The sequence below is a fragment of the Anabaena catenula FACHB-362 genome (genome assembly GCF_014698735.1).
Lineage (GTDB): Bacteria > Cyanobacteriota > Cyanobacteriia > Cyanobacteriales > Nostocaceae > Anabaena > Anabaena variabilis_A.
Window position 1 is genome coordinate 109,947 of sequence record NZ_JACJTQ010000004.1, and the last position, 26,760, is coordinate 136,706.

At 37.1% G+C, this 26,760-nt stretch carries 18 protein-coding genes; 10 read left to right on the forward strand and 8 right to left on the reverse strand.

Annotated features, from left to right (window positions below):
- The first annotated feature begins 3 nt into the window (after positions 1-3).
- The 7 genes from H6G68_RS04750 to H6G68_RS04780 all read left to right on the forward strand — a co-directional run bounded on the left by H6G68_RS04750 (position 4) and on the right by H6G68_RS04780 (position 10,433).
- Positions 4-1,215 carry an N-acetyl sugar amidotransferase gene (locus tag H6G68_RS04750; RefSeq protein ID WP_190905593.1) on the forward strand — a complete coding sequence of 404 codons (1,212 nt, stop codon included), beginning with the start codon at positions 4-6 and terminating at the stop codon, positions 1,213-1,215.
- Positions 1,216-1,222: 7 nt separating this feature from the next.
- Positions 1,223-1,840 (forward strand): imidazole glycerol phosphate synthase subunit HisH, encoded by a 618-nt coding sequence (hisH, locus tag H6G68_RS04755; RefSeq protein ID WP_190905594.1) that lies wholly within the window; start codon positions 1,223-1,225, stop codon positions 1,838-1,840.
- Positions 1,841-1,848: 8 nt separating this feature from the next.
- Entirely contained in the window at positions 1,849-2,607 is a 759-nt protein-coding gene (gene wbuZ / locus H6G68_RS04760) for a glycosyl amidation-associated protein WbuZ (protein ID WP_190905595.1), read from the forward strand.
- A gap of 20 nt (positions 2,608-2,627) precedes the next feature.
- Positions 2,628-4,118, forward strand: coding sequence for a UDP-2,4-diacetamido-2,4,6-trideoxy-beta-L-altropyranose hydrolase (gene pseG / locus H6G68_RS04765; protein ID WP_190905596.1), 1,491 nt, complete (start codon positions 2,628-2,630; stop codon positions 4,116-4,118).
- An 8-nt stretch (positions 4,119-4,126) separates the two neighbouring features.
- Positions 4,127-5,194: a pseudaminic acid synthase gene (gene pseI, locus H6G68_RS04770; protein WP_190905597.1), complete on the forward strand. Its 1,068-nt coding sequence runs from the start codon at positions 4,127-4,129 to the stop codon at positions 5,192-5,194.
- A gap of 63 nt (positions 5,195-5,257) precedes the next feature.
- Positions 5,258-7,678: a GSCFA domain-containing protein gene (locus H6G68_RS04775; protein WP_190905598.1), complete on the forward strand. Its 2,421-nt coding sequence runs from the start codon at positions 5,258-5,260 to the stop codon at positions 7,676-7,678.
- A gap of 40 nt (positions 7,679-7,718) precedes the next feature.
- The gene (locus H6G68_RS04780; RefSeq protein ID WP_190905599.1) at positions 7,719-10,433 is read left to right on the forward strand and encodes a hypothetical protein; all 2,715 of its coding nucleotides are present in this window, start codon (positions 7,719-7,721) and stop codon (positions 10,431-10,433) included.
- Here the strand turns inward: H6G68_RS04780 and H6G68_RS04785 are convergent.
- From H6G68_RS04785 to gyrA, 7 genes are all read right to left on the reverse strand, one after another.
- Positions 10,402-11,208 carry a class I SAM-dependent methyltransferase gene (locus H6G68_RS04785; protein ID WP_190905600.1) on the reverse strand — a complete coding sequence of 269 codons (807 nt, stop codon included), beginning with the start codon at positions 11,206-11,208 and terminating at the stop codon, positions 10,402-10,404. The two genes, H6G68_RS04780 and H6G68_RS04785, sit on opposite strands and share 32 nt — an antisense overlap.
- A gap of 89 nt (positions 11,209-11,297) precedes the next feature.
- The gene (locus H6G68_RS04790; protein ID WP_190905601.1) at positions 11,298-12,452 is read right to left on the reverse strand and encodes a glycosyltransferase family 4 protein; all 1,155 of its coding nucleotides are present in this window, start codon (positions 12,450-12,452) and stop codon (positions 11,298-11,300) included.
- A 154-nt stretch (positions 12,453-12,606) separates the two neighbouring features.
- Positions 12,607-13,449, reverse strand: a complete 843-nt coding sequence (locus H6G68_RS04795; RefSeq protein WP_190905602.1) for a hypothetical protein — start codon at positions 13,447-13,449, stop codon at positions 12,607-12,609.
- A 98-nt stretch (positions 13,450-13,547) separates the two neighbouring features.
- On the reverse strand, positions 13,548-15,752 hold the full coding sequence (locus H6G68_RS04800) for an O-linked N-acetylglucosamine transferase, SPINDLY family protein (protein ID WP_190905603.1): 2,205 nt from the start codon (positions 15,750-15,752) through the stop codon (positions 13,548-13,550).
- A 221-nt stretch (positions 15,753-15,973) separates the two neighbouring features.
- Positions 15,974-16,525, reverse strand: a complete 552-nt coding sequence (locus H6G68_RS04805) for a type IV pilin-like G/H family protein (protein WP_190905604.1) — start codon at positions 16,523-16,525, stop codon at positions 15,974-15,976.
- Between the two features lie 473 nt (positions 16,526-16,998).
- Complete coding sequence (gene lnt, locus H6G68_RS04810; protein ID WP_190905605.1) at positions 16,999-18,615, reverse strand: apolipoprotein N-acyltransferase; 1,617 nt, start codon at positions 18,613-18,615, stop codon at positions 16,999-17,001.
- Between the two features lie 108 nt (positions 18,616-18,723).
- Complete coding sequence (gene gyrA, locus H6G68_RS04815; RefSeq protein ID WP_190905606.1) at positions 18,724-21,363, reverse strand: DNA topoisomerase (ATP-hydrolyzing) subunit A; 2,640 nt, start codon at positions 21,361-21,363, stop codon at positions 18,724-18,726.
- Positions 21,364-22,288: 925 nt separating this feature from the next.
- Here gyrA and H6G68_RS04820 point away from each other — a divergent pair.
- Positions 22,289-23,200, forward strand: coding sequence for a histone deacetylase family protein (locus H6G68_RS04820; RefSeq protein WP_190905607.1), 912 nt, complete (start codon positions 22,289-22,291; stop codon positions 23,198-23,200).
- A gap of 30 nt (positions 23,201-23,230) precedes the next feature.
- On the opposite strand, the gene H6G68_RS04825 is transcribed toward H6G68_RS04820, so the two are convergent.
- The gene (locus H6G68_RS04825) at positions 23,231-23,755 is read right to left on the reverse strand and encodes a GNAT family N-acetyltransferase (RefSeq protein WP_190905608.1); all 525 of its coding nucleotides are present in this window, start codon (positions 23,753-23,755) and stop codon (positions 23,231-23,233) included.
- Between the two features lie 283 nt (positions 23,756-24,038).
- Here H6G68_RS04825 and H6G68_RS27565 point away from each other — a divergent pair, with 283 nt between their 5' ends.
- Positions 24,039-24,173, forward strand: a complete 135-nt coding sequence (locus tag H6G68_RS27565) for a hypothetical protein (RefSeq protein WP_277871992.1) — start codon at positions 24,039-24,041, stop codon at positions 24,171-24,173.
- Positions 24,174-24,719: 546 nt separating this feature from the next.
- Positions 24,720-26,177: a UDP-N-acetylmuramoyl-tripeptide--D-alanyl-D-alanine ligase gene (locus H6G68_RS04830; protein ID WP_242045136.1), complete on the forward strand. Its 1,458-nt coding sequence runs from the start codon at positions 24,720-24,722 to the stop codon at positions 26,175-26,177.
- The last annotated feature ends 583 nt before the right edge of the window (positions 26,178-26,760 follow it).

Here is a 26,760-nt window from a genome sequence, read left to right on the forward strand (position 1 = left end):
CTCATGACTAAGTATATTAAATATTGCACTTGTTGTGTTATGCCGGAAACAAAACCGGATTTATATATTGATGCAGAAGGGGTTTGTAATGCGTGTCGTAATTTTGAGCAACGTCAAGAGATTGATTGGACAAAACGGAAGCAAGAATTACAACAAATACTAGAGCGTTACCGTTCTAAAAATAGTAGTAACTATGACTGTATTGTTCCTGTTAGTGGTGGTAAAGACAGTCATTTCCAAGTATTGAAAATGTTAGAACTGGGGATGAATCCTATATGTGTAACAGCTACTACTGATAAATTATCCGATATCGGAGAACGTAACATTCAAAATCTCAAAAATCTGGGTGTAGATTATATTGAAGTTACGGTTAATCCTCAAGTACGGCGCAAAATAAACCGTTTGGGATTAACTGAAATTGGAGATATTTCCTGGACAGAACACGTAACTATATTTACAGTACCTGTGAGGTTAGCTGTACAACTAAATGTACCGCTAATTATCTGGGGAGAAAATTCACAAAATGAGTATGGTGGACCTGTGGCTGCGGCTCAGAATAACACTTTAACACGGCGATGGTTAGAGGAATTTGGGGGACTTTTGGGGTTGAGGGTGACAGATTTAATAGGACAAGAAGGAATTGAAGCCAAACATTTAATCCAATACTCTTATCCTGCTGATGAAGACTTGCAACGGGTTGAAGTAACAGGATTATTTCTGGGGTATTATGCGCCTTGGGATGGTTATCATAATGCCCTCTACGCCCAAGCTCACGGTTTTGAAACTTACCATAAGACTGTTGAAGGATCTATTGTTAACTATGAAAACTTAGATAATTGTCAAACAGGAATACACGACTACTTTAAATTTTTAAAGTATGGTTTTGGTAGGTCTACAGATATTGCTTGTCTACACTTACGAAGAGGAAGATTAACCAGAGATGAAGCTATTAAGTTGGTGAAGATGCACGATGGTAAATTTCCTTGGGTTTACTTGGGATGCTCTTTGGAAGAAATTCTTCAGGAGATTGACATGAGTGTGGAAGAGTTTATTCAAGTTTGCGATCGCTTCACTAACAAGAAACTATTTCTATGTGATAGTAAAGGCAACCTGGTCAAAGACAAAAACGGAAATCTCACCAAAATTAATTATGACAACATCATAGCTAATCCAGAAGATATAAAGCTAACTACTAATCAAGCTTTAGTCTCTTGAGATACCCATGAAAAAAGTTGCAATTGTTGATTATGGCATGGGAAATTTGGATTCTGTTGCTCGTGCTGTGCAGCATAATGGTGGAGAACCAATTATCACCTGTGAACCCCATGATTTTAAAATAGCAGATTACATTATTCTACCAGGAGTTGGTTCTTTTCATATCGGCATGAAAAATATTCGTGCTGCTGGATTAGAAGAGGTATTAAGAGAACAAGTATTAACTAAAGGTATCCCATTTTTGGGAATTTGTTTGGGAATGCAGTTATTAGCTACAAAAGGTTGGGAGGGAGAAGAAACAAAAGGGTTGGGTTGGATAGAAGGAGAAGTCAAGCGATTTGTGCCTGATAGTTCCGAAGTTCGTATTCCTCATGTTGGCTGGAATGAAGTTGTCTTTGAGTATTCTTCACCTGTTTTTCAAGACATTCCTTCTGGAAAAGACTTTTATTTTGTCCACAGTTATCACTTTTCATGTGTTCATCCCCAAGATGCGATCGCGCACACTTCCTATTGTGGCAACTTTATTTCAGTAGTATCCAGAGATAATATGATCGGAGTTCAATTTCATCCAGAAAAGAGCCAAAAACTAGGATTAAAATTAATCAAAAACTTTCTTAATCTGTAGCAAGCACTATGCTAAAAGTTCGTATTATGCCAACTTTACTTTTTAAAGATTTTGGTTTAGTTAAAAGTATTAAATTTGATAGCTGGCGACGAGTTGGGAGCGTGATGCAAGCTGTTAAAGTATACAATATGCGTGAAGTTGATGAATTAATATTTTTAGATATTAGTGCTAGTCGGGAGGGTCGCTCACCTGATTTTGAGACAATTGATGAAATTGCTGATGAATGCTTTATGCCCCTCACTGTAGGTGGTGGAGTGCAAACCGTTACAGATGTAAAGCGACTTTTACAGGTTGGTGCTGATAAAGTTGCTATTAATACAGCAGCCGTATTCACACCAGAACTAATTCAATCAGCAGCGCAGCAATTTGGCTCTCAATGTGTAGTAGTATCCATTGATGTCACTAAAACTGCTGTTGGTATTTATGAAGTATTTACTCATGGAGGCACACAGTCCAGTGGTAAAGACCCTGTAACTTTTGCAAAAGAAGTTGAGGCTTTAGGTGCTGGTGAAATATTGCTAACATCTATTGACCGTGATGGTACTATGATGGGTTACGACCTAGAAATCACAAAAGCAATCACGCAAGCAGTGTCTATTCCTGTAATTGCATCAGGTGGAGCCGGAAATTATCAACATTTAGCTGAAGTATTGATTGAAGCAGGTGCATCTGCTGTTACTGCTGCTAGTATATTTCACTTTACCGAGCAGACACCTTTAGAAGCCAAAAGGTTTTTGAGAACCAAAGGGATAAATGTACGACTCTGATACAGAGGATAAAACATCAAATGAAACTAATCATTCGTACAGATGCTTCTAGCCGAATTGGTACAGGTCATTTAATGCGTTGTCTAGCTTTAGCTCAAGCATGGAAAATGAGCGGAGGAGAAGCAGTTTTTATTCTAAATATAGAAGCAGCATCTTTAGAAATGAGGTTAAAAGCAGAAGGTTTCACAATCTTTTATCTACCAATACATTTAACCAGTTCTGAGGATGCTCAAGAAACAGCAAAATTGGCACAGCAACTTAACTCTCAATGGGTTGTAGTGGATGGCTATCACTTTGATGCTGAATATCAACAAACAATTAAACATTCTGGATTAAAAATTTTATTTATTGATGATTATAAACACGCAAAATATTACTATGCGGATATTGTTTTAAATCAAAATATTTATGCTAATGAAAATTTGTATATCAATAGATTACCTGACACTAAGTTATTACTAGGTACAGATTATACGCTTTTAAGAAGTGAATTTTGGCAATGGCAAAAATGGAAACGAATTAATCCACCTATAGCCAAAAAAATACTTGTGGCAATGGGAGGTGCTGACCCTGATAATGTTACTTTAAAGGTGATGGCAGCTTTACAACAGTTAGAAGTTAATGAATTAGAAGTAGTAGTTATTGTAGGAGGAAGCAACCCCCATTATGAACAACTGAAATTAGCATCACAAACATCACAGTTTCCTATCCGGTTAGAAAAAAATGTCACCAATATCCCTGAGTTAATGGCTTGGGCCGATTTGGCGGTTACTGCTGGTGGTAGCACCTGTTGGGAACTAGCTTTTATGGGTTTACCCAGTTTAATTTTAATTTTGGCAGAAAACCAAAGAGCGATCGCACAAAAATTAAATGAGCTAGGAACGGCTATCAATATGGGATACTATGATCATGTTAGGATTACTGAGATAGCAGCAGCCATTGAGCAATTAATAAACTCTGCTAATATAAGAACACAAATGACTAAAGGCAGCCAAAAGCTAATAGATAGTAAAGGTAGTCACCGGGTTTTAAGTTATATAGAAAAAGATTTGTTAAAATGGCGTTTTGTCTGTGCAGAAGATTGTCAGTTGCTATGGCAATGGGCAAATGATATAGATGTGCGTGCAGCGTCTTTTTGTTCAGAGCCTATTCCTTGGGAACATCATGTTCAATGGTTAAATAGCAAATTAGCATCTGATAATTGTGTGTTCTACATTGTCACAGATTATAAAAATTTTCCTATTGGGCAAGTGAGATATGATCTTGAAAATGAACAAGCTAATGTATCAGTTAGTATTGATAAACAGTTTCGTCATCAAGGTTATGGTAGCTACTTACTGAATATAACTCAAAAACAGCTTTTTCAAGACCAAAATATTACTAGAATTCATGCCTATATAAAACTTTGCAATCAATCGTCTATTAAGACATTTACAAAAGTTGGTTTCCAGAGCCTAGGAATAACAACACAGCCAGGACAGGAAGCAATTCATTTAGTTTTAGATAGGTAGAAATCAAATTGAAAAATCAGACACAAGAAATTAATATTGCCAGGACAAAAATTGGTCAAAACCATCCACCTTTTGTGGTAGCGGAAATGTCTGGTAATCACAACCAATCATTAGACAGAGCGTTAGAAATTGTTGAAGCTGCTGCTAAAGCTGGAGTAAATGCCCTGAAAATCCAGACTTACACAGCAGATACTATGACATTGGATATCAATAACGGTGAATTTTATATTAATAATTCTGATAGTTTATGGCATGGTAATTCTCTATACCAGTTATATCAACAAGCTTACACGCCTTGGGAATGGCACAAACCAATATTTGACCGATGTAAGAAACTAGGAATTATAGGCTTTAGTACCCCATTTGATGCGACTGCTGTTGATTTTCTGGAATTTTTAGAAGTACCTTGTTATAAAATAGCTTCTTTTGAAAATACTGATTTACCTTTAATTCGCAAAGTTGCCAGCACTGGTAAACCGATGATTATGTCTACTGGAATGGCAACAGTAGCAGAACTAGATGAAACAGTCAGAACAGCAAAAGAGGCAGGATGTCAGGACTTAATATTACTTAAATGTACCAGTACCTATCCGGCAACACCAGAAAATAGCAACCTCTTGACAATTCCGCATCTGCGGGACTTGTTCAACGTGCAAGTAGGATTGTCAGATCATACTATGGGAATTGGGGTTGCTGTAGCTAGTATTGCTTTAGGGGCTACATTTATTGAAAAACATTTTACACTAAGTCGCGCTGATGGTGGAGTTGATTCGGCTTTTTCAATGGAACCTGAAGAAATGCAACAATTGGTGATTGAAAGTGAAAGATCTTGGCAAGCGATGGGTAATATACAGTATGGGGCAACTGAGGCTGAAAAAGATTCTTTGATTTTCAGGCGATCGCTCTATATTGCAAAAGATATGAAAGCTGGAGATATATTCACACCAGATAATTTGCGAGCAGTACGTCCAGGACTTGGCTTACCACCTAAATATTATCAAGTTTTATTAGGCAAAAAAGTAACCAAAAACTTGAACAGAGGCACTCCTTTAGAGTGGGATATTCTACTAGAATAATTAAGTACAAATTCCTTTTGGTGTTATTTCAAATAATATACATAAATCACGCAGGTTGAAATCATGACTAGAATTCCATTGATTATAGACGAAGAAATACTTTTTGATAACTTTAACAATTTAGAATTCCTTTTTAAGTCAGTATTTGATAACCAATATAATAATCCTGAAGTTCAAGAATTATTGAATATTTTTGTTGAACGAGGAATCTATGGAAGCCATGATCAAATTCTCCAGAATCTCAAGTTGATTTTGTTAGAAAAGCTTGATCTGACTCAAACATATACTGCACAGAGAATTTTACTAACAAAGTATCTAAATAAAATTATTCAACACGAAATAATGACCTTGGAGTGCCAAACATCCTATGATCCTCGTCAAAAGAGCAATCCTTATGCCGTTTTTTGGACTAATCCTCAAAATACGAGTTATCCAACATCTATTTATAATACTATTCCCTATGCTAACAAATTTCCAATTATTGATAAAACAACTCCCATCGGCTCTGCAGGAAGCTGTTTTGCAATGGAAATTGCTAACTATTTACAAGATAATGGCTATAACTATGTCAAAACAGAGCCTAATCATATTTCTAGTGCTAGGTGGGGAATTCTATTCAATGCTCCCAGTTTTAGACAAATTGTAGAACGGTCTTTTGGCCTTAGGGAGTTACCTAAAGTTCTTTCGCAAATAGTCATTGATGGTGAAAAACGCCTTTATGATCCGTTTAGAGATGATGTTTTTTTTCACTCTATTGAAGAATATGAAGCAGACTACAACAAGCATATTGAAGCTTCTAGACAAGCACTTTTAAAAGCAGAGGTTTTTGTACTGACTCTGGGAATGAATGAAATTTGGGAACTGAAGGCAGATGGATCAGTGTTTTCACGTTCCCCTTGGAGAATAGGCTCATTTGCTGTTAGACCTAGAATTTTAACAGTTGAAGAAAATATTCAAGAATTACAACGAATGCTTGACATTTGGCGTGCCTATAATAATTCTATAAAGCTGATAGTGACCGTTTCTCCTGTACCTCTTCATGGAAGTTTCAGAGGTAATGAACACCATGTTATTGCGGCCAATTTACACTCTAAATCTATTCTGCGAGTTGCAGTTGAAGAATTTACTATACGAAATAAAGATGTTTTTTATTTTCCATCTTATGAAACAGTATTGTTTTGTACAGAAAATCCCTGGGATGCAGATCAACGTCATGTTTCCAGAGAAGCTGTTGGCAAAGTGATGCAAACATTTCAAACAATTTTCGTGAAAGACAGAATAGATGAAAAATTAGAGAATACACCAAATTCAGAAGAATATTATTTAAAATTAATGGATGTTTCATTTACTCTGTCACAGATTGATGAATCTGATCTAGCTGAAACTGAAAAAAAATTAAATAAACAAAGTTATTTTCAAGAAATATTTGCGGAAATAGTGAGAGACTGGGCTGTTAATGAAGAAATACAAATTTTAGTTAATCACGAGCAGTTTTTAAGCATCCTAGATGTTTTCAATCAAGGCTATGAGTATTTTCTGAAAAATTCTCAAACCCCTCCTGAATCTTTTCAGGCTATGCGGTTACTATATTTTTTAACAGATGGAGCATTTAATAATTTTTGGGTATCCTTATATGGCTTGTTTCATTTACCCTATGATTTAAACACAGCAAAAGAATTTTTAATGCCTTGTAGCAAATCTAAGTCTGAAACGATTGCTAAGGAAATTCAAGATCAAGGTTACTATGTTTTTGAAGATAAAGTTCCCAGTGATATCTGCGAGCGGTTATTGGATTTTGCCTACTCTACACCATGTAATATCAACATACATGACCCTTCTCAAGCACAATATGAAATCTATCAAATAGAACAACCTAAAGCTACTACTTATCATATTGAAGAAAGACAACTAATTGAAAATCCAATTATTCAGGATTTAATCTCAGATCGTTTCATCTTAGAAGTTGCTCAATCTTATTGTGGTTGTAGCGTTACAAATGCAAACGTCAGTATGTGGTGGAGTACAAATTTTTCAAATAGTCAACCTTCATCGCTAGACGCTCAATTATATCATTGGGATGGAGATCAAATTAAGTTTCTGAAATTTTTCATTTATTTGACAGATGTTGACACCAATAATGGACCACACTGTTATGTAAAAGGTTCTCATACAACTAAGCCTACCGCTTTATTGAGAGATGGACGGTTTTTAGATGAGGAAATAGAAAAATACTATGACCAAGACCAAATAATAGAAATTGCAGGTTCAAGAGGTACTATTATTGCCGCAGATACGAGAGGTTTTCATAAAGGTAAACCAGTCCAATCTGGACATAGATTAATCTTGCAAGTAACTATGGCAACCTGTCTTTTTGGAGCCTTATATAACTCAATTAATCTAAAAACAATGCAAGTGACTCCAAGCTTGATGGCAGCTTATCAAGATTTTCCTGACATATACCAAAGGTTTCATATTAATCCTTAACGAAACAGAAATTATCTACGTTTTTTATCATCACTAAATTATGTCTAATAAAAAAAGAGTCTTATTCTTTTCTCCCTATGGATCAGGTTTAGTTCATAAACAAGTAGATGCTGTTGTAGCTACTTCATTAAGATTGCGTGGCTGTGAAGTTTTGGTTGTAGGTTGCGACAGAATTTATCAAAACTGTGCTGTTACAAGATTTGACGAGGACAATAACAAATGTCAACAATGTACTCAAATAGGCAAACATTTCTTTGCGGAAGTATTTGAACTTCCTTACATACAAATAGGGAGTTTTATTGAAAGTGATGATTACGCTGCTGCTAACAATTGGCTAGAAACAGTAAGTCCTGACAATTATGCAAATGCTATCTATCAGGACTTAGCAATTGGCCAATGGGTAACTTCAACTATTTACACTTATTTTCGTATTTCTGCTGCTGGACTATCTCGAAAAGATGTCCAAATAGTTCATAGAAAATATTTAATAGATGGTTTCGTAACTTATAAAGCCTTAGTGAGAATTTTTAGTGAGTATCAACCAACCAATATATTTTTATTCAATGGAAGATTTGCTCCCTATCAAGTAGCATTTGAAGTTGCACGTCTTCAGAACATAGATGTAATTACTCATGAAAGAGCCTTCATCGATGATAGCTTTATGTTCTTTGATAACTATCCCACATATAATACACAACCTATATTAGATTGTGTTAAATCTTGGGAAAACACAACTTTAACTCACGAAGAAATACAACAAACAAAAAATTATTTCATACATCGTGAATACGGTGTAAATATGAATTGGCACGCCTTTTATAATTTTCAAACTAATTATTTAGATGTTCGTTATAAACTGCGAATACCATCAGATGCCAAAATATTAGTTGTATTTACCTCCAGTGAAGATGAACTAGCTGCATTAACAGATAGAGCTAAAATTACTGCACAATTTGAGATTATTGCCAATCTTATCGAAATTTTTAGAAATAGAACTGAGTATTTAGTAATTCGCCATCATCCTTTTATAGCAGGTAATCTTACAGATATATCAGAGACTTATTCTTTAACAAAAGCCTATAAGCAAATTTTTTCTGCTCCAGAAAATGTTAGATTTGTAATGCCTTCTGAGCAACTAACTTCTTACTCATTGTTATGGAATGCAGAAGCAGCAATTGCTTGCTTTAGTACAGTCGCAATTGAAACAATTGCTAGGGGTATTCCAACTGCAATTTTAGCAACTTCAGCTTATGAAAAGGCTTCTCAGTATATTATTACTGACACTACGGTAGAGCATCTCACTCAAATTGTAGAAAGTCTTTTGGTAGATACAGTAAAAATTACAACAGATGATTTAAAGAGAGTTTATCGCTTTACGAATTCTTTCTTCTTTAAGTTTTCCCATAAATTCCGTTCACTGGGTATTAAAGATATTCATTTTCTTGATTTGCGATTTAAAACAGTAGACGAATTACAACCAGGCAATGATCCAACCCTAGATAAAATATGTGACAGGATTATGACAGGGGCTTCCTTTGCAAATCTACCTGGAGAAGATTTCAGCAACCGCATTTCCGAAAATGAAGAAGCTTTCTATCAAGAAGAATTATTAGCAATAGAACAATATAAAAAACTGGTCAGACAACAAACTGTAAATAATCTCAATAATTTAATTATTGATCCTTTAAAAGTAGGTATCATATACCTAAACTACAAAGCTAATTACACAGATGGAAGTAAACTTTCATCCGATTATTTTTCCCAATCAAGATATAAAAATATTCTCATCCATGAAGTTAATAATTGTGAAAGTGATAAGTATGAAGAAATTATAGAAGATATCCTATCTTTGATTGAAGATACACCAGCCGAATATATCTTAGTTGCTAATAACTACACACAATATGATGAATCATTCATTTCTTCATCTCTCGATATTCTCACATCTCCAGATTCTCAAAACTTGACAGGAGTTTTTAGCGCAGCTTGGTTATCTTCTATAGAAGATAGAATTGAAGATGCTATATTCATGCCAGGATTATTTAATACTCAAGGGCAATTTTTATGCCGTAGCGGAAAAATGACCTATGCAGAAGCTGTAAGGTTACTACCCATACTCGGATTTCCATTAACTCTTTTATCATTTACTATATTCAGTAAGAACACACTGAGAGGAATTTTACAATCGATACAAGGACTTTCTGTAATTGAGGCATCTCAACAAGTATTTGCATCTATTTTCGAGAGCGAAAATGTATTCAAACTAGAATTACCTAAATTAATAATTCGTCAAGAATTAGCAGTTTTTCAAGATATTAATTTACAATATTTAGTACCATATTTCCAAGAAACATTAAATTTAAGAGAAGTTAATTTAATAATGTTTCCGAATTGGGAACAGCTAGAAGAAGCTATTGTGCAAGATTTAATCACCATAATTAAATCTGTGGTTACAGATTTTGAAGTTCCAAAAACTACCTTACTCATTCATATTGGTGCAATAAATGAAGAAGATGCTCAGGTTGTCATATCTACGGCAATTATGCAACTAATCATGGAAGAAAATATAGAGATTTCTGATGAATTACAAATTTCGTTTGTAGGCATTTTGAATGAAAAGGAATGGGAAGCTTTAAAAGCAACACTCCATGCACAGATGATTGTGAATCAGGAAAATCAGATGCTCATACCACCACAACTAGAAGGAATTCCTAAGTTATGGTTTAATCAAGATTTAAGTCAAGAATATCAATAACTTCATTAAGGGAATTTAATCGTTGACCAATAATTTGATACTTTTGCTCATCACTCTCTATAGCAGAAAGTGTGACGTAGGATCTTTCATAAGCCCAACTATTAAATGAAACTCTCACATTTAAACCCGCAACACTCGCTAAAATTTCTGGTAGGTTAATAAAAAACTTCCTGTAAACATTAATATATCGGCTCTCACATAGGTAAGCTTTACCAAAACCCATAGCTACACAGTGCAAATTAGGATGACTTTTTAAATAATCAAACATTGCATGAGTACAACAAGCAGAATTAATGTTAAATATATCATCTAGCACTATCAAACCACTGTTGGAAATATATAAAGTAGAAAGATCCATATCTGAGTAAACAGCATCATAGCTATGTTCACCATCTATATGAATAAACCTGAACAAAGGAGAATAAGGTTCTAAGAACTTTGAATGACGCTTGGAAATAAAAATTGAGTCTATCTGAAAATAAACTAATTGGTTATTTTCAATGCCTGAAAAGTGAGATATTATGGGATAAATATTATCAGAATTTTGATATGGATCTATGAGAAATAATCTTTCCTTTTCTTCTAGAGAGGTTGCCAAAAGTGCAGATGTTGCACCTTCTAGTACACCAATTTCCAGAATATCACCTGGTATTTCCAGGATCTTTTGTAATCCTAAAAGTTGTTCAAAAATGTGAATATTGTATATATTTAAATGAGTAATTTCTGAAAATGTATTAAGATATCTTTGAATTAGTGGATTATTATTATCTTGCATGGGAATATCAACTTAAACTGTTCTACATTAATACTATAATTCTAGCCAAATTCTGCCCAAATTGAGAATTGTATTTTCTGAAAAAAGCGTTATTTCATGGAAACTAATTTAAATAATACATTTTCTAATTGCTCAACAGCACGGGTTTGGCTAAACTTAGACATAGCTGTTTGTTGTCCTGCATAAGTTATTCTTTCCCACTCTTCTGGATTAATCAACAGAGAAGACAAAACATCAGCTAAGTCTAAAGGATTTTCTGACTCAAACTTTAACCCATCCTCACCATGTTCTACTATTTCCCCCGCACCACCAGTTCCACTAGTGACTAATGTTAATCCAGCTGCCATTGCTTCAATTTGACTAATACCAAAAGGTTCTGGAAATCGAGAAGGAAATACTAAAACATTATGTGTACGGTAAAGTTCCTTCAGTTCTTGACGAGAGAGAACTCCAGGAAACTTTACTTGATTTTGCATTCCTTCTGATTCAACAAATTCTTTTAGAGCTTCCACAAATTCTGGTTTCATAGTTCCTCCAGCTATGGTAACTGAAAATTCAATTCCAGCATTATGGAGTAAGGAAAGAGCTTCAATGAGTACATCAGCACCTTTGTATGGCATTACCAAACTAGCATAGGCAATACGGATTTTATCCCTGGGTGGTAATTCAGCTTGATAAAATTCTTCAACCGCAGCACCTGGATAAATCGTTTGAGTAGTTTCTACGGGATAGTTTGTTTCCTCTAAATTAGATTTGATCCAATCGCTACAGGTTATATATTGATGTAACTTACTTTTAGGAGTTAATATAGGGAGATAACCAGGGCTATTATTCATTACGTAATGGGCAACTGGAATACCATCTGCGAGGATTTTATCTAATAATTCTATGCCTAAAAAATCAATATTTCCTGCTAGACAAATATCTGGCTGAAAATTTTGTAATTCTTCAGCTGTAATTTTACGATTCTCCAAAATTCTAGGTAACATCAACTCTGGAGAATACCACTGTGGTCCTTCATTTGTCCATTCTCCACACAAATATAAGCTGCGGTGAACTACGGGTGCTGGTTCAGCTATTTCGTAATTAGTAGCATATTCTTCTGCGTTACTTGTCAGCACTAAAACATTATGTCCACGAAGATGCAATAATCTAGCGTAGTCAGCTATAGAACGTTCATATCCACCAAGAACTTGAGGTGGATATAAATTACTAACAATTAAAATTTTTAACTTATCCAACATACTATCCTTTAAATATTTGTTTTCTCAATAATTCATGTACACTGATAATTTGACCCTATATAGAGCTTTATTGTTTAATAAACCAACAATAATAATTAATTTTGTCATCTTTCAAGTGGATGTGGATTTTTATCTATGTAACTATAACTAATATCTAATCAAATAACCTGCCAGGATACTTTCTCTGCTCTGGTGGTAAAACTTGAATTAACTCTTGAATACTTGGTAAGTGAACTTCTACATCATGCCAAATCATCATATTATTTCCTCCTACTACTATCGTCCCGTCATATAGTTGAAATACATATGTCCAGAATTGATAGTTATGATTCATTTGCCAGATAGAATTGTCTTTAATTCCAAACAAAGGAAAATATTGCGAATCTACAAATATGGCATTCCATTCAGTAGAAGCAATTAATTCATAACCTTTTTTTTGACCTAGTGCTTGTAATGCTAGTAAAGATGAACCATGATATACTTCTTGATCTTTAGGTTGTACATGGTATATATAATGGGGAATAGTTGGATTAAATTCAATCATAACAACTTTAGGGTGATAGACTTCCAGTGAATACCAAATATAATAATCATTACCGTCGATATCTATTGACATAAAATCAAAATCGACAGGAATAGAAGTAGTTTGTAAAACTTTATCTAAAGTGTTTTCTCCATCAAAACTAATAAATTTATTTAAACAAATAACTTCATTTTTCTCACCGTATCGACTTGCTAATAAATCATAATCTCGTGAGTTCGCTTCAATTTGTACTGATGACCAACCGCAATTGTTAATAAGATTGTAAGTATTACTAAAACGTTTACCATCACCAGCACCAAATTCCACACACCAATGATTTTGATTAGGAATTATCTCGAAAATCTTCTCAATAATCCCATCTTCACCTAACTGGGAAGTAACAATTTTTTTATGCTGCAATAACCAATTATTTGAATTATATAGAGGAAATTGTGATTGATTGTTATCTCTCATAATCTATTGTGTAAAATAAACAAAATTTAATATTTTGATTTTCCCAACATCTCTGTGTTTGTACAGTCGTAACTAACTGATGGTTAACTATCAGTAATTTATATGAACCTATCCCACATTTGCTGATAAGCCTTTTCCATATCACGGGTGAACTGTTTACCATTCCAAAGCGGTGCTGTCTGTCGTGACTTTAATAATTTCCAGTGAATTTCTTTTCTCATATCAGCATCTTTACCCAAGCGCACACCCCATTCTATATACTCTTCATCATTCCAAGCAATACCTTCACTAATACCCGCATTCACCATCATCGTATAACTATTGCGAGCGGAAAACTGCTCTCCCACTTTCGTGACCAAAGGGACACCCACCCATAAAGTTTCCATTGTTGTAGTTGCGCCATTATAGGGATAGGTATCTAACACCACATCGGCAATCATTAAATTAGCACGATGAACTGAGGATAAGGGTACTTTTTCTAAAAATCGTAATCTCTCTTTACTGACTCCTTCTTCTTCCGCAATTTGTTCAAAAAACTCTCTAATCACACGTACATCTTTATTAATATCCTTGATTAAAAAATAACTATTTGGTACTTGTTTGAGGATTTTCATTTGTAAGCGTACATTATCAGGATTGCGTTTATAACCAGATTGAGCGCTAAAATAAATTACTGCATCATTGGGGATTTCTAAATCCTCTCGTCGTAGAGTTGGTACACCAATTTCAAAACCATCAACCCCTAGATAGGCATTTGGTAAACGCCAAATTTTTTCACTGTAATATTCTTGGGCATATTCTGGTAAAACATAATTATCAGCAATATAGTAATCAATAGCAGGGATTCCCGAACCATCCCAACCTAACCATGTTACTTGAATCGGGGCAGGTTTTAGTGCTATTGCTTCACAGCTAATATCCGCAGTCATACTATCAAGATCAATTAAAATATCAATTTTATCTTGATGAATTTGTTCGGCAATTTCTATGCCATCTCTTCCTAATTTTCTGACATGATCTGAATTGTCTTCATACCAATTTTGGAGAAAATCGTCAATATGAGAAAGGTGATTTACAAAATAAGTATAAATTTCAAACTGCTCTCTATCATGATGTTGATATAACCATCTGGCTAACCAACCCACAGAATGTTCTCGAAAACAATGGGAAAGATAACCAATTTTTAGTTGTTTTTTTGGCTTTCTGATTCTCTGAGCATTGGCTTGAGAGTAACGTTTAGATTGCGCTTGAGCAGAGACTTCAATATTAGCTTGGCATAATTTGAGAATTTGGTTATGTAAAGAACGGTTTTGGCGAGCAGCATCCCGAATATAGGGCAGAAAATATGTAGAATTGATGAGACGATAAATTTTAGTACGATCTATATTTGGTTGCTCGGTAATTAGTTGATTTAAACAATTTTCATATTGTCGAATAATTGGAATTGCTTCTTGCCAACGTCCCCCAGAACGCAATAAACCCTCTAAGACGACAAAATTAGCATTAATTAAATCTGTTGTATTTTGAGCCAGATCATATATTTGTTTAGCAATTTCAATTCCTTGATTAAAATCACAAATTTCATAATAAAAACTAGCTAAATGACTCAAAACTTCGGAAATAACTGCTGGATAGGGATAGTTTATTTTTAAACATAGTTCAGCATATTTAATTGCTAAGTTAAATCGATGTCCTGCATAAGCAACTTCAGTAGCAGTTAACATCAAAGTATGAGTAAGTTGCAAAGGGTCAAGATAGGGAATACAAGCTTCAGCAAATTCTAATACCCAAGGTTCAAATGGTACTGACTTCAAAGCATTTTTTAAGACTGAAAATAATAATTCTTTATCTATTTCTAGTTCTAAATCAGCACCTATAAACTCAATAATTCCTAATTGCTGAAAATCTTCACTAGTCAGATTTCCTAAATGCAAAGATAGTTGAATTATTTGGAAAAGATTATTTATATCACCAGGATTAATTTCCCGAATATGTTGGCGAATTAACCAAGCCAGTTGATATTGTTGTAATTTTTCTTGGTGTTGTGCTTCAGTTGCTAAAACTTTGACTAATTCCTGAGTCCATTCCTCTATTTCTGCTTCTTCTCCCTCAAAAATTGCTAACATCCAAGCCGTTTGAGCATCTGCTTCTTCACCCTGCAAAAGTAGCGCTAATCCTAAATACCAATGATATTCTTTAACTTCTGGTTCATTAGTAATTAGTTCTTGATAAAGTTCTACTGCTTGCAAATATTTACCCTGATGAAAAGCTGTAAATGCTTGTTTTTCTTGATGATCAATCATTTTTTTGCTCTGTATATTTTGTTTAAGAGCTTGGTAAAAAAAACAAAAGTGAGTAAAGCCAATTACTCACTTTATTATTTAAGTATAACTAACTAAACACTGAAAATATAAATATACATCTTTGGTAAATAAACTAGAAGCGTTCCATTGAACGTCTCTACAAGAATTCTAAAAGATGCACATTTAAATTCAGTCGATGTCTAACAATCTTCCTAAGTGTTTTAGTCGATAGTAGCGAAGCCAGCGCCAGCGTTACATACAGGTTGGGTAGTTAAGTCAGCAATTAATGTTACAGAGGTAGCATCACCATCACCAGCGTTAGTTTTCTGACATAAAATAGCCAAAGTTGTAGCTGCACCACCAGAATCAATTAGATCTACGCCACCAACATAAGCTCTCAGGTTCTTGGTATTGGTAGGACTAGCAATGTTCGCAACAAAATCGGTTGGGTTAGCCGCTGGCGAAGCAGCAATAAGGTAATCGTAGTTTTTTGTACCAGATTGGATACCAAGTCCTAATTGACCTATACTAGTGCTAAAAAGTTGCTTTTCTAAATAATAGGCTTGTTGAGCGCGGTTCATAGAACCTACGTACTGTTTAGCTTCAGATTCTCTGGCTTTGTTCGCTTGGTTCAAGAAGGAAGGTAGAGCGATCGCAGATAGAATACCAATAATGATAATTACAACTAACAATTCAATCAGGGTGAAACCCTCGTTCTCTTGCTTTTTACCGAGGAGGTGTTGGATAAACTTGGCTTTCAGTTCAGTTTTCATAGTAGTTTTCCTGGCGGGTAAAGTATCGTTTCCTTGTACAAATAACTTACCCACTCTTAATCAGTTTCATATCACCCCCAGCAAAACTTTTTTTACCCAATATCAAAATCCATATAACTAGTGGAACAAGCTTGAAGGTGATAAAGCTTATACAGTAGGCTTTTTAAGCCTAAAAATATCAAACATTTTCTAACCATCTAACCCCCTTTTTTACTAGGTAAGGGGGAGTTAAAGCTCATCCCTCATACCATTTTACAAAAAGCCCGATACAAATCATTGGCCTTTTATTCTTTCCCCATGCGGTTCATTTATATCAACCTTAAAGTAAAATGGTATTAGTGGGATATATAGCAACGGACAAAGGGGTTAAGAAATCAACTGTAGTGCTAACGCACGGCGTAAGCCATTGATAAAACTTAGACACTAAAAGGCTTTTAGCACTGTCAAGAGTCACTTCCTGTCACCTGCTATATCTATTTAATCGTTCCGCCTAAAAACCACCCCAACCCAGCCAAACCCAACAACAAAGGCATCAACCAATCTCCCCAACGCACATATAAAGTCTGCGTTTGGCGACGATAAATAGTTTCTGCGTGGATTTCGTAGGTGTTATGTCCTGATTTCCACAGAGTTCTTCCATGAGGATCAACAAAAGCCGAATATCCAGTATTTGTCGCCCTGACAGCCCATCTATCGGTTTCAATTGCCCGCATAATATCCTGGGCATGATGTTGATCTGACATTGCCGCTGTGTAATGGGCATCGTTGGAGGCACTGAGAATAAATTGTCCACCCAAGAAAGCTTGACGACGGAAAATTTCTGGAAAGGCTGATTCGTAACAAATCCCCACAATTGCTCGTCCAAAGGGAGTATCAAAAACCTGATTTGGTAAACCAGGAACTTGATGTTCATCTAGTGGTGATAAACGTTGAATAATCGCGCCTAAAATTTGTTCAAAAGGAATATATTCACCTAGTGGGACTAACTTGGATTTGTCGTAGCGGCTGGTAATTTCTCCTTGAGCAGTGACAGTAAATAAACTGTTTGTATAGCTGTTTCCCCTTTCACCAAAAGCACCTATCCAAGCAACTACACCTTTTTCTCTGACTGCTTTCAGGAAAGAGGTTTGTTGTAGGTTGCGTTGAAAAAATGGTAACGCAGCTTCTGGAATAAGAACTCCATCTACACCTTGATTTGCTAATTTTAAATATCCTTCAGTATAACCTTCAATAGCTCGACGCAGTCCTTGAGGACGCAGTTTTATTTGATTAGGAATATTACCTTGAATAATGCCGATTTTTAAATTTGTATCTGGGTTTTGGATCAGAGGTTGATTATAAAGAACAAAACCAATAATATGAGAAATAACTAAAAGTGAGCAACCAACAACCAAATAAGGATTAACAAAACTCTTCCTTAAACTCCCTTCTTCCTTTGCGCCTCTGCGCGACGGACACTTTGCACAAGTCGGGAAACCCGCCCAAGCAAGTGTCCTCCTCTGCGTGCAACAATAAATCCAAGCTTCTGCAACCAACCCATTAACAGCGACAATCACAGCCGTTACCGTGGTAGTCCCAGACAATTGACCCAAATGTAAAATTACCAGATTATGCGGTGATTGAGTATATGAAAGAGAACTCCACCATAAAGGACTTGCACTCCAAAGACTTTCTAAACCGCACCATAAAGCCGTACCAATTAAGACACGCAGCCAGGGTTTTTCCTGGTCTAAACGTACCATCAAAGCCGCCCAAACTGAGACTAATATTCCTCCCCAAAGGCTAATAAATGACCAACAAAAAAGAGTGATTGCTAAACCAGGTAAAGCTGGAACACCCAGCCAATCCATAGGATAAATGCCAGTAATCCAGGATAGGGCAACTCCATGATATGCGATCGCCCAAATAAAGGCAGGGAGAATTGTGTTTTTAGTATATTTAACAACTATCACCCACAATGGAGCTAGAGCGAACCAGGCTAGAAACCAAGCACCAACGGGGGCGACTGTCACCCCCATCAATAGCCCACTGATCAAGGATAAAGCGTAAAGATGAAAGGATGAAAACGGCTTTTTTCCTAAATACTTCATCTTTATATCAGTCGTAATTTTTTTTAACGCAGAGGGACGCGGAGGTTAGCGCAAAGTCACGCAGAGTTTTAGCACAGTGAATTTGCGTTGAATCCTCCTGTCTCTTCTTTATTCTGCTTCTTCTAATTCGCCTGTATCACCAGTATCGGGAGGAACAATTGCTACTCCTGTAATTGCGTCATCTTCGTCTAAACGCTGCACTCTGACTCCGGTAGCAGAACGCGATTGGGTGGAAATTGCATTCACGGCTTGACGGATGATAATACCGCGATTTGTCACCATCATGATTTCTTCGTCGTTGTTGACAATTCGCAGGGTGGCTAATTTATCTTTGGTTTTGCGGTTTTTGAATTTGGTAGCCCTTAAACCTTGTCCAGCCCGGTTTTGCAGGCGGAATTGTCCAACTGGTACGCGCTTTCCATATCCTCCCATTGTAATCACCAAAACCCAAGGGCCAGTACTGTTGTTATTGGCTACTTCTGCGGTTTCTTCGTTATTTTCGATATCTTCAATTTCGATGAGTTCTTCAGTTTCGATGAGTTCTTCGTTATTTTCGATATCTTCAGTTTCGACAAGTTCTTCAGTTTCTGTATTCAAAGTTTCCAGAATAGCGGCTGGGAGAATATCCATCCCTACTAATTCATCACCTTTCTTTAGTTTCATGGATTTTACCCCACGAGTCGCTCTACCGAGAGGGCGCAATTGTTCATGGGTACAGCGGAAGTGAATGGCCATTCCGTGACGGGAACCAATGATCACGCTATCTTCTACTCTGGCTCTCCGTACCCAACGCAGTTGGTCGCCTTCTTCTAAGGATATGGCAATTAAACCGTTGGCGCGAATGTTACTAAATGCTGCCAATGCGGTTTTTTTGATGTTACCGCCTTTGGTGAGCATGACCAAGTATTCATCGTCCCTAAATTCGTCTACAGGTACGATGGAAGTGATTTTTTCTTCTTTGGGAATGGGCAACATTTGCACGATGGGTGTACCACGACTGGTACGGGAACCAAGGGGTATTTGATAGGTTCTCAGGGAGTAGACGACACCGCGATCGCTAAAGAATAAGACGCTATCATGGTCGCAGCAAGTTAAGAAATGCTCAATGGTATCATCATCTTTGACTTTAGCGCCGGCTTTGCCTCTGGTGGCACGGCTTTGGGCTTCAAAGGTATTAACGGGCATCCGTTTGATGTAACCTTGTTTGGTCAGAAGAATCAGGACTTTTTCATTTGCAATTAAGTCGAGATCGTCTAAATCACCTTCCGCGTGAGTAATGAGTGTGCGTCGGGGTGTGGCGAAACTTGTTTTGATTTGGCTAACTTCGCTTTCAATGATTTCTAGCACCCGTTCCCGTCTATCCAAGATATCTTGTAAGTCGGCGATCTGGTTTTGTAATTCTTCGTGTTCTAGACGAATTTTATCTGCTTCTAGGGCTGTTAACCGCCGCAGTTGCATCTGTAAAATTGCATCTGCTTGGACTTCCGAAAGTCCGTAAGTTGTGATTAACTCACCTTTGGCTGTGGGTGCGTCGGGTGCATGACGAATCAAGATAATAATTGCATCCAATTGGGATAAAGCAATTAATAAACCCTGTAAAAGATGATCTCTTTCTTGTGCTTTCCGTAATTGATAACGGGTACGTCTGTTAATGGTTTCAATGCGGAAATCCAGGAAGACTCTTAAGAACTCTCTGATGGTGAGGACTTGGGGTTCACCATTCACCAAGGCCAACATATTCGCGCCAAAGTTGGCTTGGAGAGGAGTTTGTTTGTAAAGGTTGTTGAGAACAACGCGGGGATAAGCATCGCGTTTTAATTCTATGACGATTCGCATTCCATCGCGATCGCTCTCATCCCGAATATCTGCAATTCCTTCAATGCGTTTATCATTCACCAACTCGGCTATTTTTTCAATCAATGCCGCTTTGTTGGTTTGGTAAGGCAATTCTGTGATAATAATTGCTTCCCGTTCCGGCCTTCCCCGTTGTTCAATGGTTTCAATATTGGCAACGCCGCGCATGGTGATCGAACCGCGCCCGGTGGTGTAAGCTTCTTTAATCGCCGCAGTTCCCAAAACCAGCGCCCCAGTGGGGAAATCTGGCCCGTGGATATACTGCATTAACTCGATATCGGTGATTTCTGGTTTGTGAATTAATGCCACTAACCCATCGATCAATTCCCCTAAGTTGTGAGGAGGAATGTTTGTCGCCATCCCCACCGCAATCCCAGAAGAACCATTTAGCAGTAGTTGGGGGATACGTGATGGTAAAACTGTCGGTTCTTGTTGAGAACCATCGAAGTTATCGGCAAAGTCTACAGTTTCGGCTTCAATATCTTGTAGTAAGGCGGCACTGGTTAAGGCTTGTAAACGACATTCTGTGTACCGCATTGCCGCCGGCGGATCGTTATCTACGGAACCAAAGTTACCATGTCCGTTGATTAAGGGCGATCGCATCGAAAAATCCTGCGCCATCCGCACCAAGGCATCATACACCGCCGTGTCACCGTGGGGGTGAAATTTACCCAACACTTCCCCCACCACACGGGCGCATTTTCTAAACGGGCGATCGGGCAGCAAACCTAACTCGTGCATGGCATAGAGGATGCGACGATGCACAGGTTTAAGACCATCCCTTGCATCTGGCAGCGCCCGACCTACAATTACGCTCATGGCGTATTCCAGATAAGATCGCGACATTTCATTTCGCAAATCCGTCGGGATAATCCTCTCCTGTGAGGTTGTCATAACCTAAACAACTCCAAAAATTGTAGATTTTAGCCTTTGTACTTGACAAAACACAAAATTATGTCAAATTAATCTTGAAAAATTGCCATATTTTGATATGATCCTAACATATATTCAGGTGTTTTGTGGCAAGAATGGCTAACAAAACAATAATAGATTAGCCACTCAAAATTAAAATATTATATCGATTGCAGTTACAGCAGAATTCAGGAGCCATGAGTCATATCGTCTTTGGTGAAAGATTTATAATTAGGGCTGACCCGGAGATAGGGGGACGCGGTGACGCGGGGAGTTTTTTTTATAAATAATTAAGCCCACATGATATCAGAAGTAAAAGCCGCTTAATATGTGAGTTCTGTTGATATTTGAGTTTTGATTTTCTGTTTGTAATTCATTTAGTTGCAATCAATTGTCTCATAAATTTGGATTGACTTTTTGTGGCACTTTCATAACTACAAACTACTACCAAAACTAGAGTAAAAAATAAAACATTAAATAGTAAAAAATCATATAATACAAGCTTCTTAGCGATTTTTAATAGTTAATTTACGCCGTTCTTTACTAATTAACTAAATTATAAATTTAGAAGCAGCTAAAGTTATATTGACAGATATTCTCAATATTTAACTGATGCAGTTTATAATATAAAATAGCTTTCTATATCCAGTAAAATGCAGGTAAATCAAGTACACAATTTCCACCAAAAATCAGTTATCAAGTGGCTTTAACTTCTGATATCATGTGGGCTTAATTATTTATCAAAAAACTCCCCGCGTCACCGCGTCCCCCTATCTCCGCGCGGTTCCCTGATTATAAAGTCTTTAACCAAAGACGATATGACTCCTGAATTCTGCTGTAAATCAGTTCTTATTTTGGAAAAAACGACATTTCTGAAAAATTGCCCTTTCTATGCCTGTGGGAATCCATGCTACAAATTATTTATTCTGATGAATTTTTAGAACATAAAACAGGACGCTATCATCCTGAGAAACCAGAACGCTTAACCGCGATTGTTAAAGCTTTAAAAGCTGCGAGTTTTACCGAACAAATTGAATGGCTATCCCCTACCATAAAATCCGAGCAGATGTCTTGGATAGAAAAAGTCCATACTGCCACATATATTAACAAACTTAAAGAAATTGCTTCCACAGGTGGTGGTTATTTGGATGGCGACACCCCAGTTTCCCCCCGTAGTTATGATGTAGCTTTGTTGGCGGTGAGTGCTTGGTTGGATGGGGTAGATGCTGTTGTCGCCACAGAAAATCCCGCCTTTGTATTGGCGCGTCCACCAGGACATCATGCCGAAAGTGATACAGGGATGGGGTTTTGTTTATTTTCCAATGCAGCCATTGCATCTGTCTATGCCTTAGAAAAACCGGGAATTAACCGTGTTGCCATCTTAGACTGGGATGTACATCACGGTAATGGTACTCAAGCCATAGTAGAAACTCACCCACAAATTGCATATTGTTCTCTACATCAGTACCCCGCCTATCCCGGTACTGGGAAAGCTTCCGAAAAAGGTTTTCATAATAATGTGTTAAATTTACCTATTCCTCCAGGTAGTGATATTACCGAATATCAACCCTTGTGGGAAAATAAAATCATCCCCTTTTTAGCCAATTTTCAGCCAGATTTATTAATTGTCAGTGCTGGTTATGATGCTAATGCTGATGATCCTTTAGCAAGTATGAATTTGCAGCCAGAAGATTATGGTTTATTCACAGAATATTGTTTAGGCTTAACTCGCAAAATCCTCTTTGGCTTAGAAGGCGGCTATGATTTACCAACACTTTCAGCATCAGTAATCGCTACCATTGAACCCTGTTTAAGTTAGTAGTTTTCTTTTCTTATCAGCCAGCATTGTTCATTTTTTGGGAATTCTATACTCGACCACATTTAAGATTTTACCACTCAAATTAGTATGCTCATATTCCCCTCCAATTTTACCTCCTAACTTTTCTGCGACTCTGCGGCTGGATGTATTTGCCCGATCTACAGGATATCTCAAATATTCATAATCTAAGTTTTCATCAGCCCAGCTTTTTAAAGCTGTAATTGCTTCTGTTGCATAGCCTTGTCCATGTGCTGATTTTTTTAACCAAATTCCAGTTTGGGGATGTTTACTATTAATTTGATTGATGCCACTACATCCTAAAAATTCTTGAGAATTTTTCCTTAAAAGCACAACTATTAAATTCTCTCCTTTTTCCATCTCTAGTAAAGATTGATTAATAAAAAATTCAGTATCTATAATTTTTCTAGGTGGACTGGCATATAAATATGTCGTAATTTCGGCAGTGAATTCCTGAAAAATCTCTTCCTTATATTTGAGCGATATCGGCTTTAATAACAGGCGGTTTGTACATATTGCTAAATGTAAAGATGCCATGATATTTGCTTAAGTAATAGTGACTGAATTTACTGTAAATTCAAAAAAATTACGGTAATGAAGATTGCCCTAATTTTTACTTTCAGTATTTTTCTGTATTGTGCCTAACCAAATTTAGGTTAAATTCATGAAAACTTTAGCAAAAAAAATTTGTCATGATGTCCTGAATCATCTAAAGTTTTGTTAAGATGCAAGTGCTAGGAGTTAATCAAGAAAATTCAGTCATCAGGCTGTAGATAGATAAACCATACTAGCGCCAGCATAGAGTTTAAAGGCTGAACCAATGACTACCTACATTTTTTTTGACGATGCCCTCCGGATGCTTACCAATGCCTTCCTGTTTTCGGCAATACTGCTAATTGCAGCTTCCAGCATAGGTTTAGCAGTGATTGAGACAATTGAAAAGACAGAACACTAAATTTACACTTCACTGTACAGTTCTGACTGGCAACGCTTCAATGTGCGTGTTCACACTGTGTCAATTCTTGGGAACAGTAAACACGCAATTTATTTTTTGGATTAAAAAGACCTCTGTATATTTTGTGTAGTTTCTAATATCTAGTCCGGCTAATTGCTGATCAAAAAAAACTCGACTCGTCTTTCGCCTCAGCCCTAATGATAAGTATTTAGCCGGAAACGATACCATCGGGAAGAGGCAACAGGCATATAATATAATATTTCACTGATATTTTAACTAATTACTAATTCGTAATTTTTGGGTTTAATTCCCCTTCGTCTATACATGGATTTGTTTGAGTCGAGGTCTAAATCCCCGTCTCAAAAAGTCTTTAACTACGAATTAGGTTGGGGGTAGCCTGCGGTCGGCATTATTATCAATTACGAATTATTTTAATATTTTGACCCCAAGGATTGTAGGATTTGGTAGATATCTTCCTTCAATCCTTGCTAGTGTAGGTTCGCTGTTTTTTAAATTTAAAACTAAGACACCCTAAAATTTATCAGTATGCCTGTTTCTGCCACTCTATCCCAACTGGTTGAAGTTCTTTTAGCCCAACCAGTGAATTTATCTGCATCTGCTTTAGCCCAATTGGGCAGTGGTATTCAAACAGACACCCGAATGTTGCAAGCGGGTGAAGTGTTTGTGGCTTTACGGGGCGAAAAGTTTGATGGACATGAGTTTGTGCCGATGGCGATGGCTTTTGGTGCGATCGCAGCAATTGTAGATTATGCTTATGAAAATCCTGGGGTTCCTGTATTGCAGGTGAAAGACACTCTTCAGGCATATCAGCAAATTGCTAGATGGTGGCGTGAAAGTTTTTCTGTTCCTGTCATTGGGGTAACAGGTTCAGTGGGAAAAACGACAACAAAAGAACTCATAGCCGCAGTTTTAGCCACCAAGGGAAAAGTTCACAAAACTTATGGGAATTTCAATAACGAAATCGGTGTGCCAAAAACTCTCCTCGAACTTGGTACAGAACATGATTTCGCTGTCATAGAAATGGCGATGCGGGGAAGAGGACAAATCGCCGAACTAACGCAAATCGCTAAACCAACAATTGGCGTAATTACCAATGTGGGAACAGCACATATTGAATTACTTGGTTCAGAAGCAGCCATAGCCGCAGCTAAATGTGAGTTATTAGCCGAAATGCCTGCTAATAGTGTGGCAATTCTCAATCATGACAGTCCCCTATTAATGGAAACCGCAGCGAAATTGTGGCAGGGGAAAGTCATCAGTTACGGTTTTTCAGGTGGCGATATCCAAGGAAAATTAATTGACAATGAAGTTGTAGAAGTGGCAGGAATGCGCTTACCTTTACCCTTGCCTGGCCGTCACAACGCTACTAATTTTTTGGCGGCTTTAGCAGTAGCCCAGGTATTAGAAATTGATTGGGCATCTCTACAAAATGGTGTCATGGTGAATATGCCTACAGGAAGATGCCAACGCTTTGCTTTACCTAATGATGTTTTAATTTTAGATGAAACCTATAACGCTGCCCCAGAAGCCATGTTAGCAGCTTTGCAGTTATTGGCAGATACTCCCGGAAAGCGGAAAATTGCCGTATTAGGTGCGATGAAGGAATTAGGGGCAAGATCCCAACAACTGCATCAACAAGTAGGGGAAATGGTGCAGAATTTGCAGTTAGACGGTTTGCTGGTTTTGGTAGATGGACAAGATGCAGAAACTATCGCCAACAGCGCTCAGGGTATACCTTCTGAGTGTTTTACTACTCATGCTGATTTGGTAGCGAGATTAAAGACATTTGTGCAAGAAGGCGATCGCTTATTATTCAAAGCAGCCCATTCCGTAGGATTAGATCGGGTAGTCAATCAGTTGCGGGCAGAATTGACCACCAGGAGTCAGGAGTCAGGAGTCAGCACTTCTCTTCTCCTGTCGGAGACACTACGTGAACGAGACGCTTCGCGAACGACTACGCTCAGTGACCAGAGGAAGAATTAGAAGAAGAAAAGAATAGTCTTGAATCTGGTCAAGTGATAGGTTTTTGCTAGTTTCAACGCTTATTCCTTGCACCTGATTCACCTTTTTAACCTTCAAACTCTTGATATATAGCAGGAGGCAGGAGGCAGAGGGCAGGAGGCAGGAGGGAAAGCCTTATTATATCTAAGTTTCAAGGATTAATAATGTCCTAATTATCCTGGCTACAGCTATATCTAAGTTTTAGCTTTATTAAGCAAGCCCTAATTACAGCTACAAATGAATATCCCTGTCCCCGTGTCCCCGCGTCCCCGTGTATCCGCGTCACCTGCTATAAAACGGTATTAAGCCACTTTTCACACTGTCACGTGCCATATTGTGTTCCGTTAAAGACTTATAATTAGGGCTGACGCGGAGATGGGGGACAGGGTGACGGGTCGATTTTTTTTGATAAGTAATTAAGCGAACATGATATCACCTGCTATATTTACGTGGGCTTACTTACCTCCCTTTTTTCCTATTCATAGTTCCCTGTTAAAAGCTTCCACGAGTAAGTATGGCTACGCCACGCAAACTCTCATAAATCAAACTAGATTGCTATGTATCA

Coding starts and splice junctions, on each gene's coding strand:
- H6G68_RS04750 (WP_190905593.1), top strand. CDS start 4: ATGACTAAGTATATTAAATATTGCACTTGTTGTGTTATGCCGGAAACA.
- hisH (WP_190905594.1), top strand. CDS start 1,223: ATGAAAAAAGTTGCAATTGTTGATTATGGCATGGGAAATTTGGATTCT.
- wbuZ (WP_190905595.1), top strand. CDS start 1,849: ATGCTAAAAGTTCGTATTATGCCAACTTTACTTTTTAAAGATTTTGGT.
- pseG (WP_190905596.1), top strand. CDS start 2,628: ATGAAACTAATCATTCGTACAGATGCTTCTAGCCGAATTGGTACAGGT.
- H6G68_RS04775 (WP_190905598.1), top strand. CDS start 5,258: ATGACTAGAATTCCATTGATTATAGACGAAGAAATACTTTTTGATAAC.
- H6G68_RS04780 (WP_190905599.1), top strand. CDS start 7,719: ATGTCTAATAAAAAAAGAGTCTTATTCTTTTCTCCCTATGGATCAGGT.
- H6G68_RS04785 (WP_190905600.1), bottom strand. CDS start 11,208: ATGCAAGATAATAATAATCCACTAATTCAAAGATATCTTAATACATTT.
- H6G68_RS04790 (WP_190905601.1), bottom strand. CDS start 12,452: ATGTTGGATAAGTTAAAAATTTTAATTGTTAGTAATTTATATCCACCT.
- H6G68_RS04795 (WP_190905602.1), bottom strand. CDS start 13,449: ATGAGAGATAACAATCAATCACAATTTCCTCTATATAATTCAAATAAT.
- H6G68_RS04800 (WP_190905603.1), bottom strand. CDS start 15,752: ATGATTGATCATCAAGAAAAACAAGCATTTACAGCTTTTCATCAGGGT.
- H6G68_RS04805 (WP_190905604.1), bottom strand. CDS start 16,525: ATGAAAACTGAACTGAAAGCCAAGTTTATCCAACACCTCCTCGGTAAA.
- lnt (WP_190905605.1), bottom strand. CDS start 18,615: ATGAAGTATTTAGGAAAAAAGCCGTTTTCATCCTTTCATCTTTACGCT.
- gyrA (WP_190905606.1), bottom strand. CDS start 21,363: ATGACAACCTCACAGGAGAGGATTATCCCGACGGATTTGCGAAATGAA.
- H6G68_RS04820 (WP_190905607.1), top strand. CDS start 22,289: ATGCTACAAATTATTTATTCTGATGAATTTTTAGAACATAAAACAGGA.
- H6G68_RS04825 (WP_190905608.1), bottom strand. CDS start 23,755: ATGGCATCTTTACATTTAGCAATATGTACAAACCGCCTGTTATTAAAG.
- H6G68_RS27565 (WP_277871992.1), top strand. CDS start 24,039: ATGACTACCTACATTTTTTTTGACGATGCCCTCCGGATGCTTACCAAT.
- H6G68_RS04830 (WP_242045136.1), top strand. CDS start 24,720: ATGCCTGTTTCTGCCACTCTATCCCAACTGGTTGAAGTTCTTTTAGCC.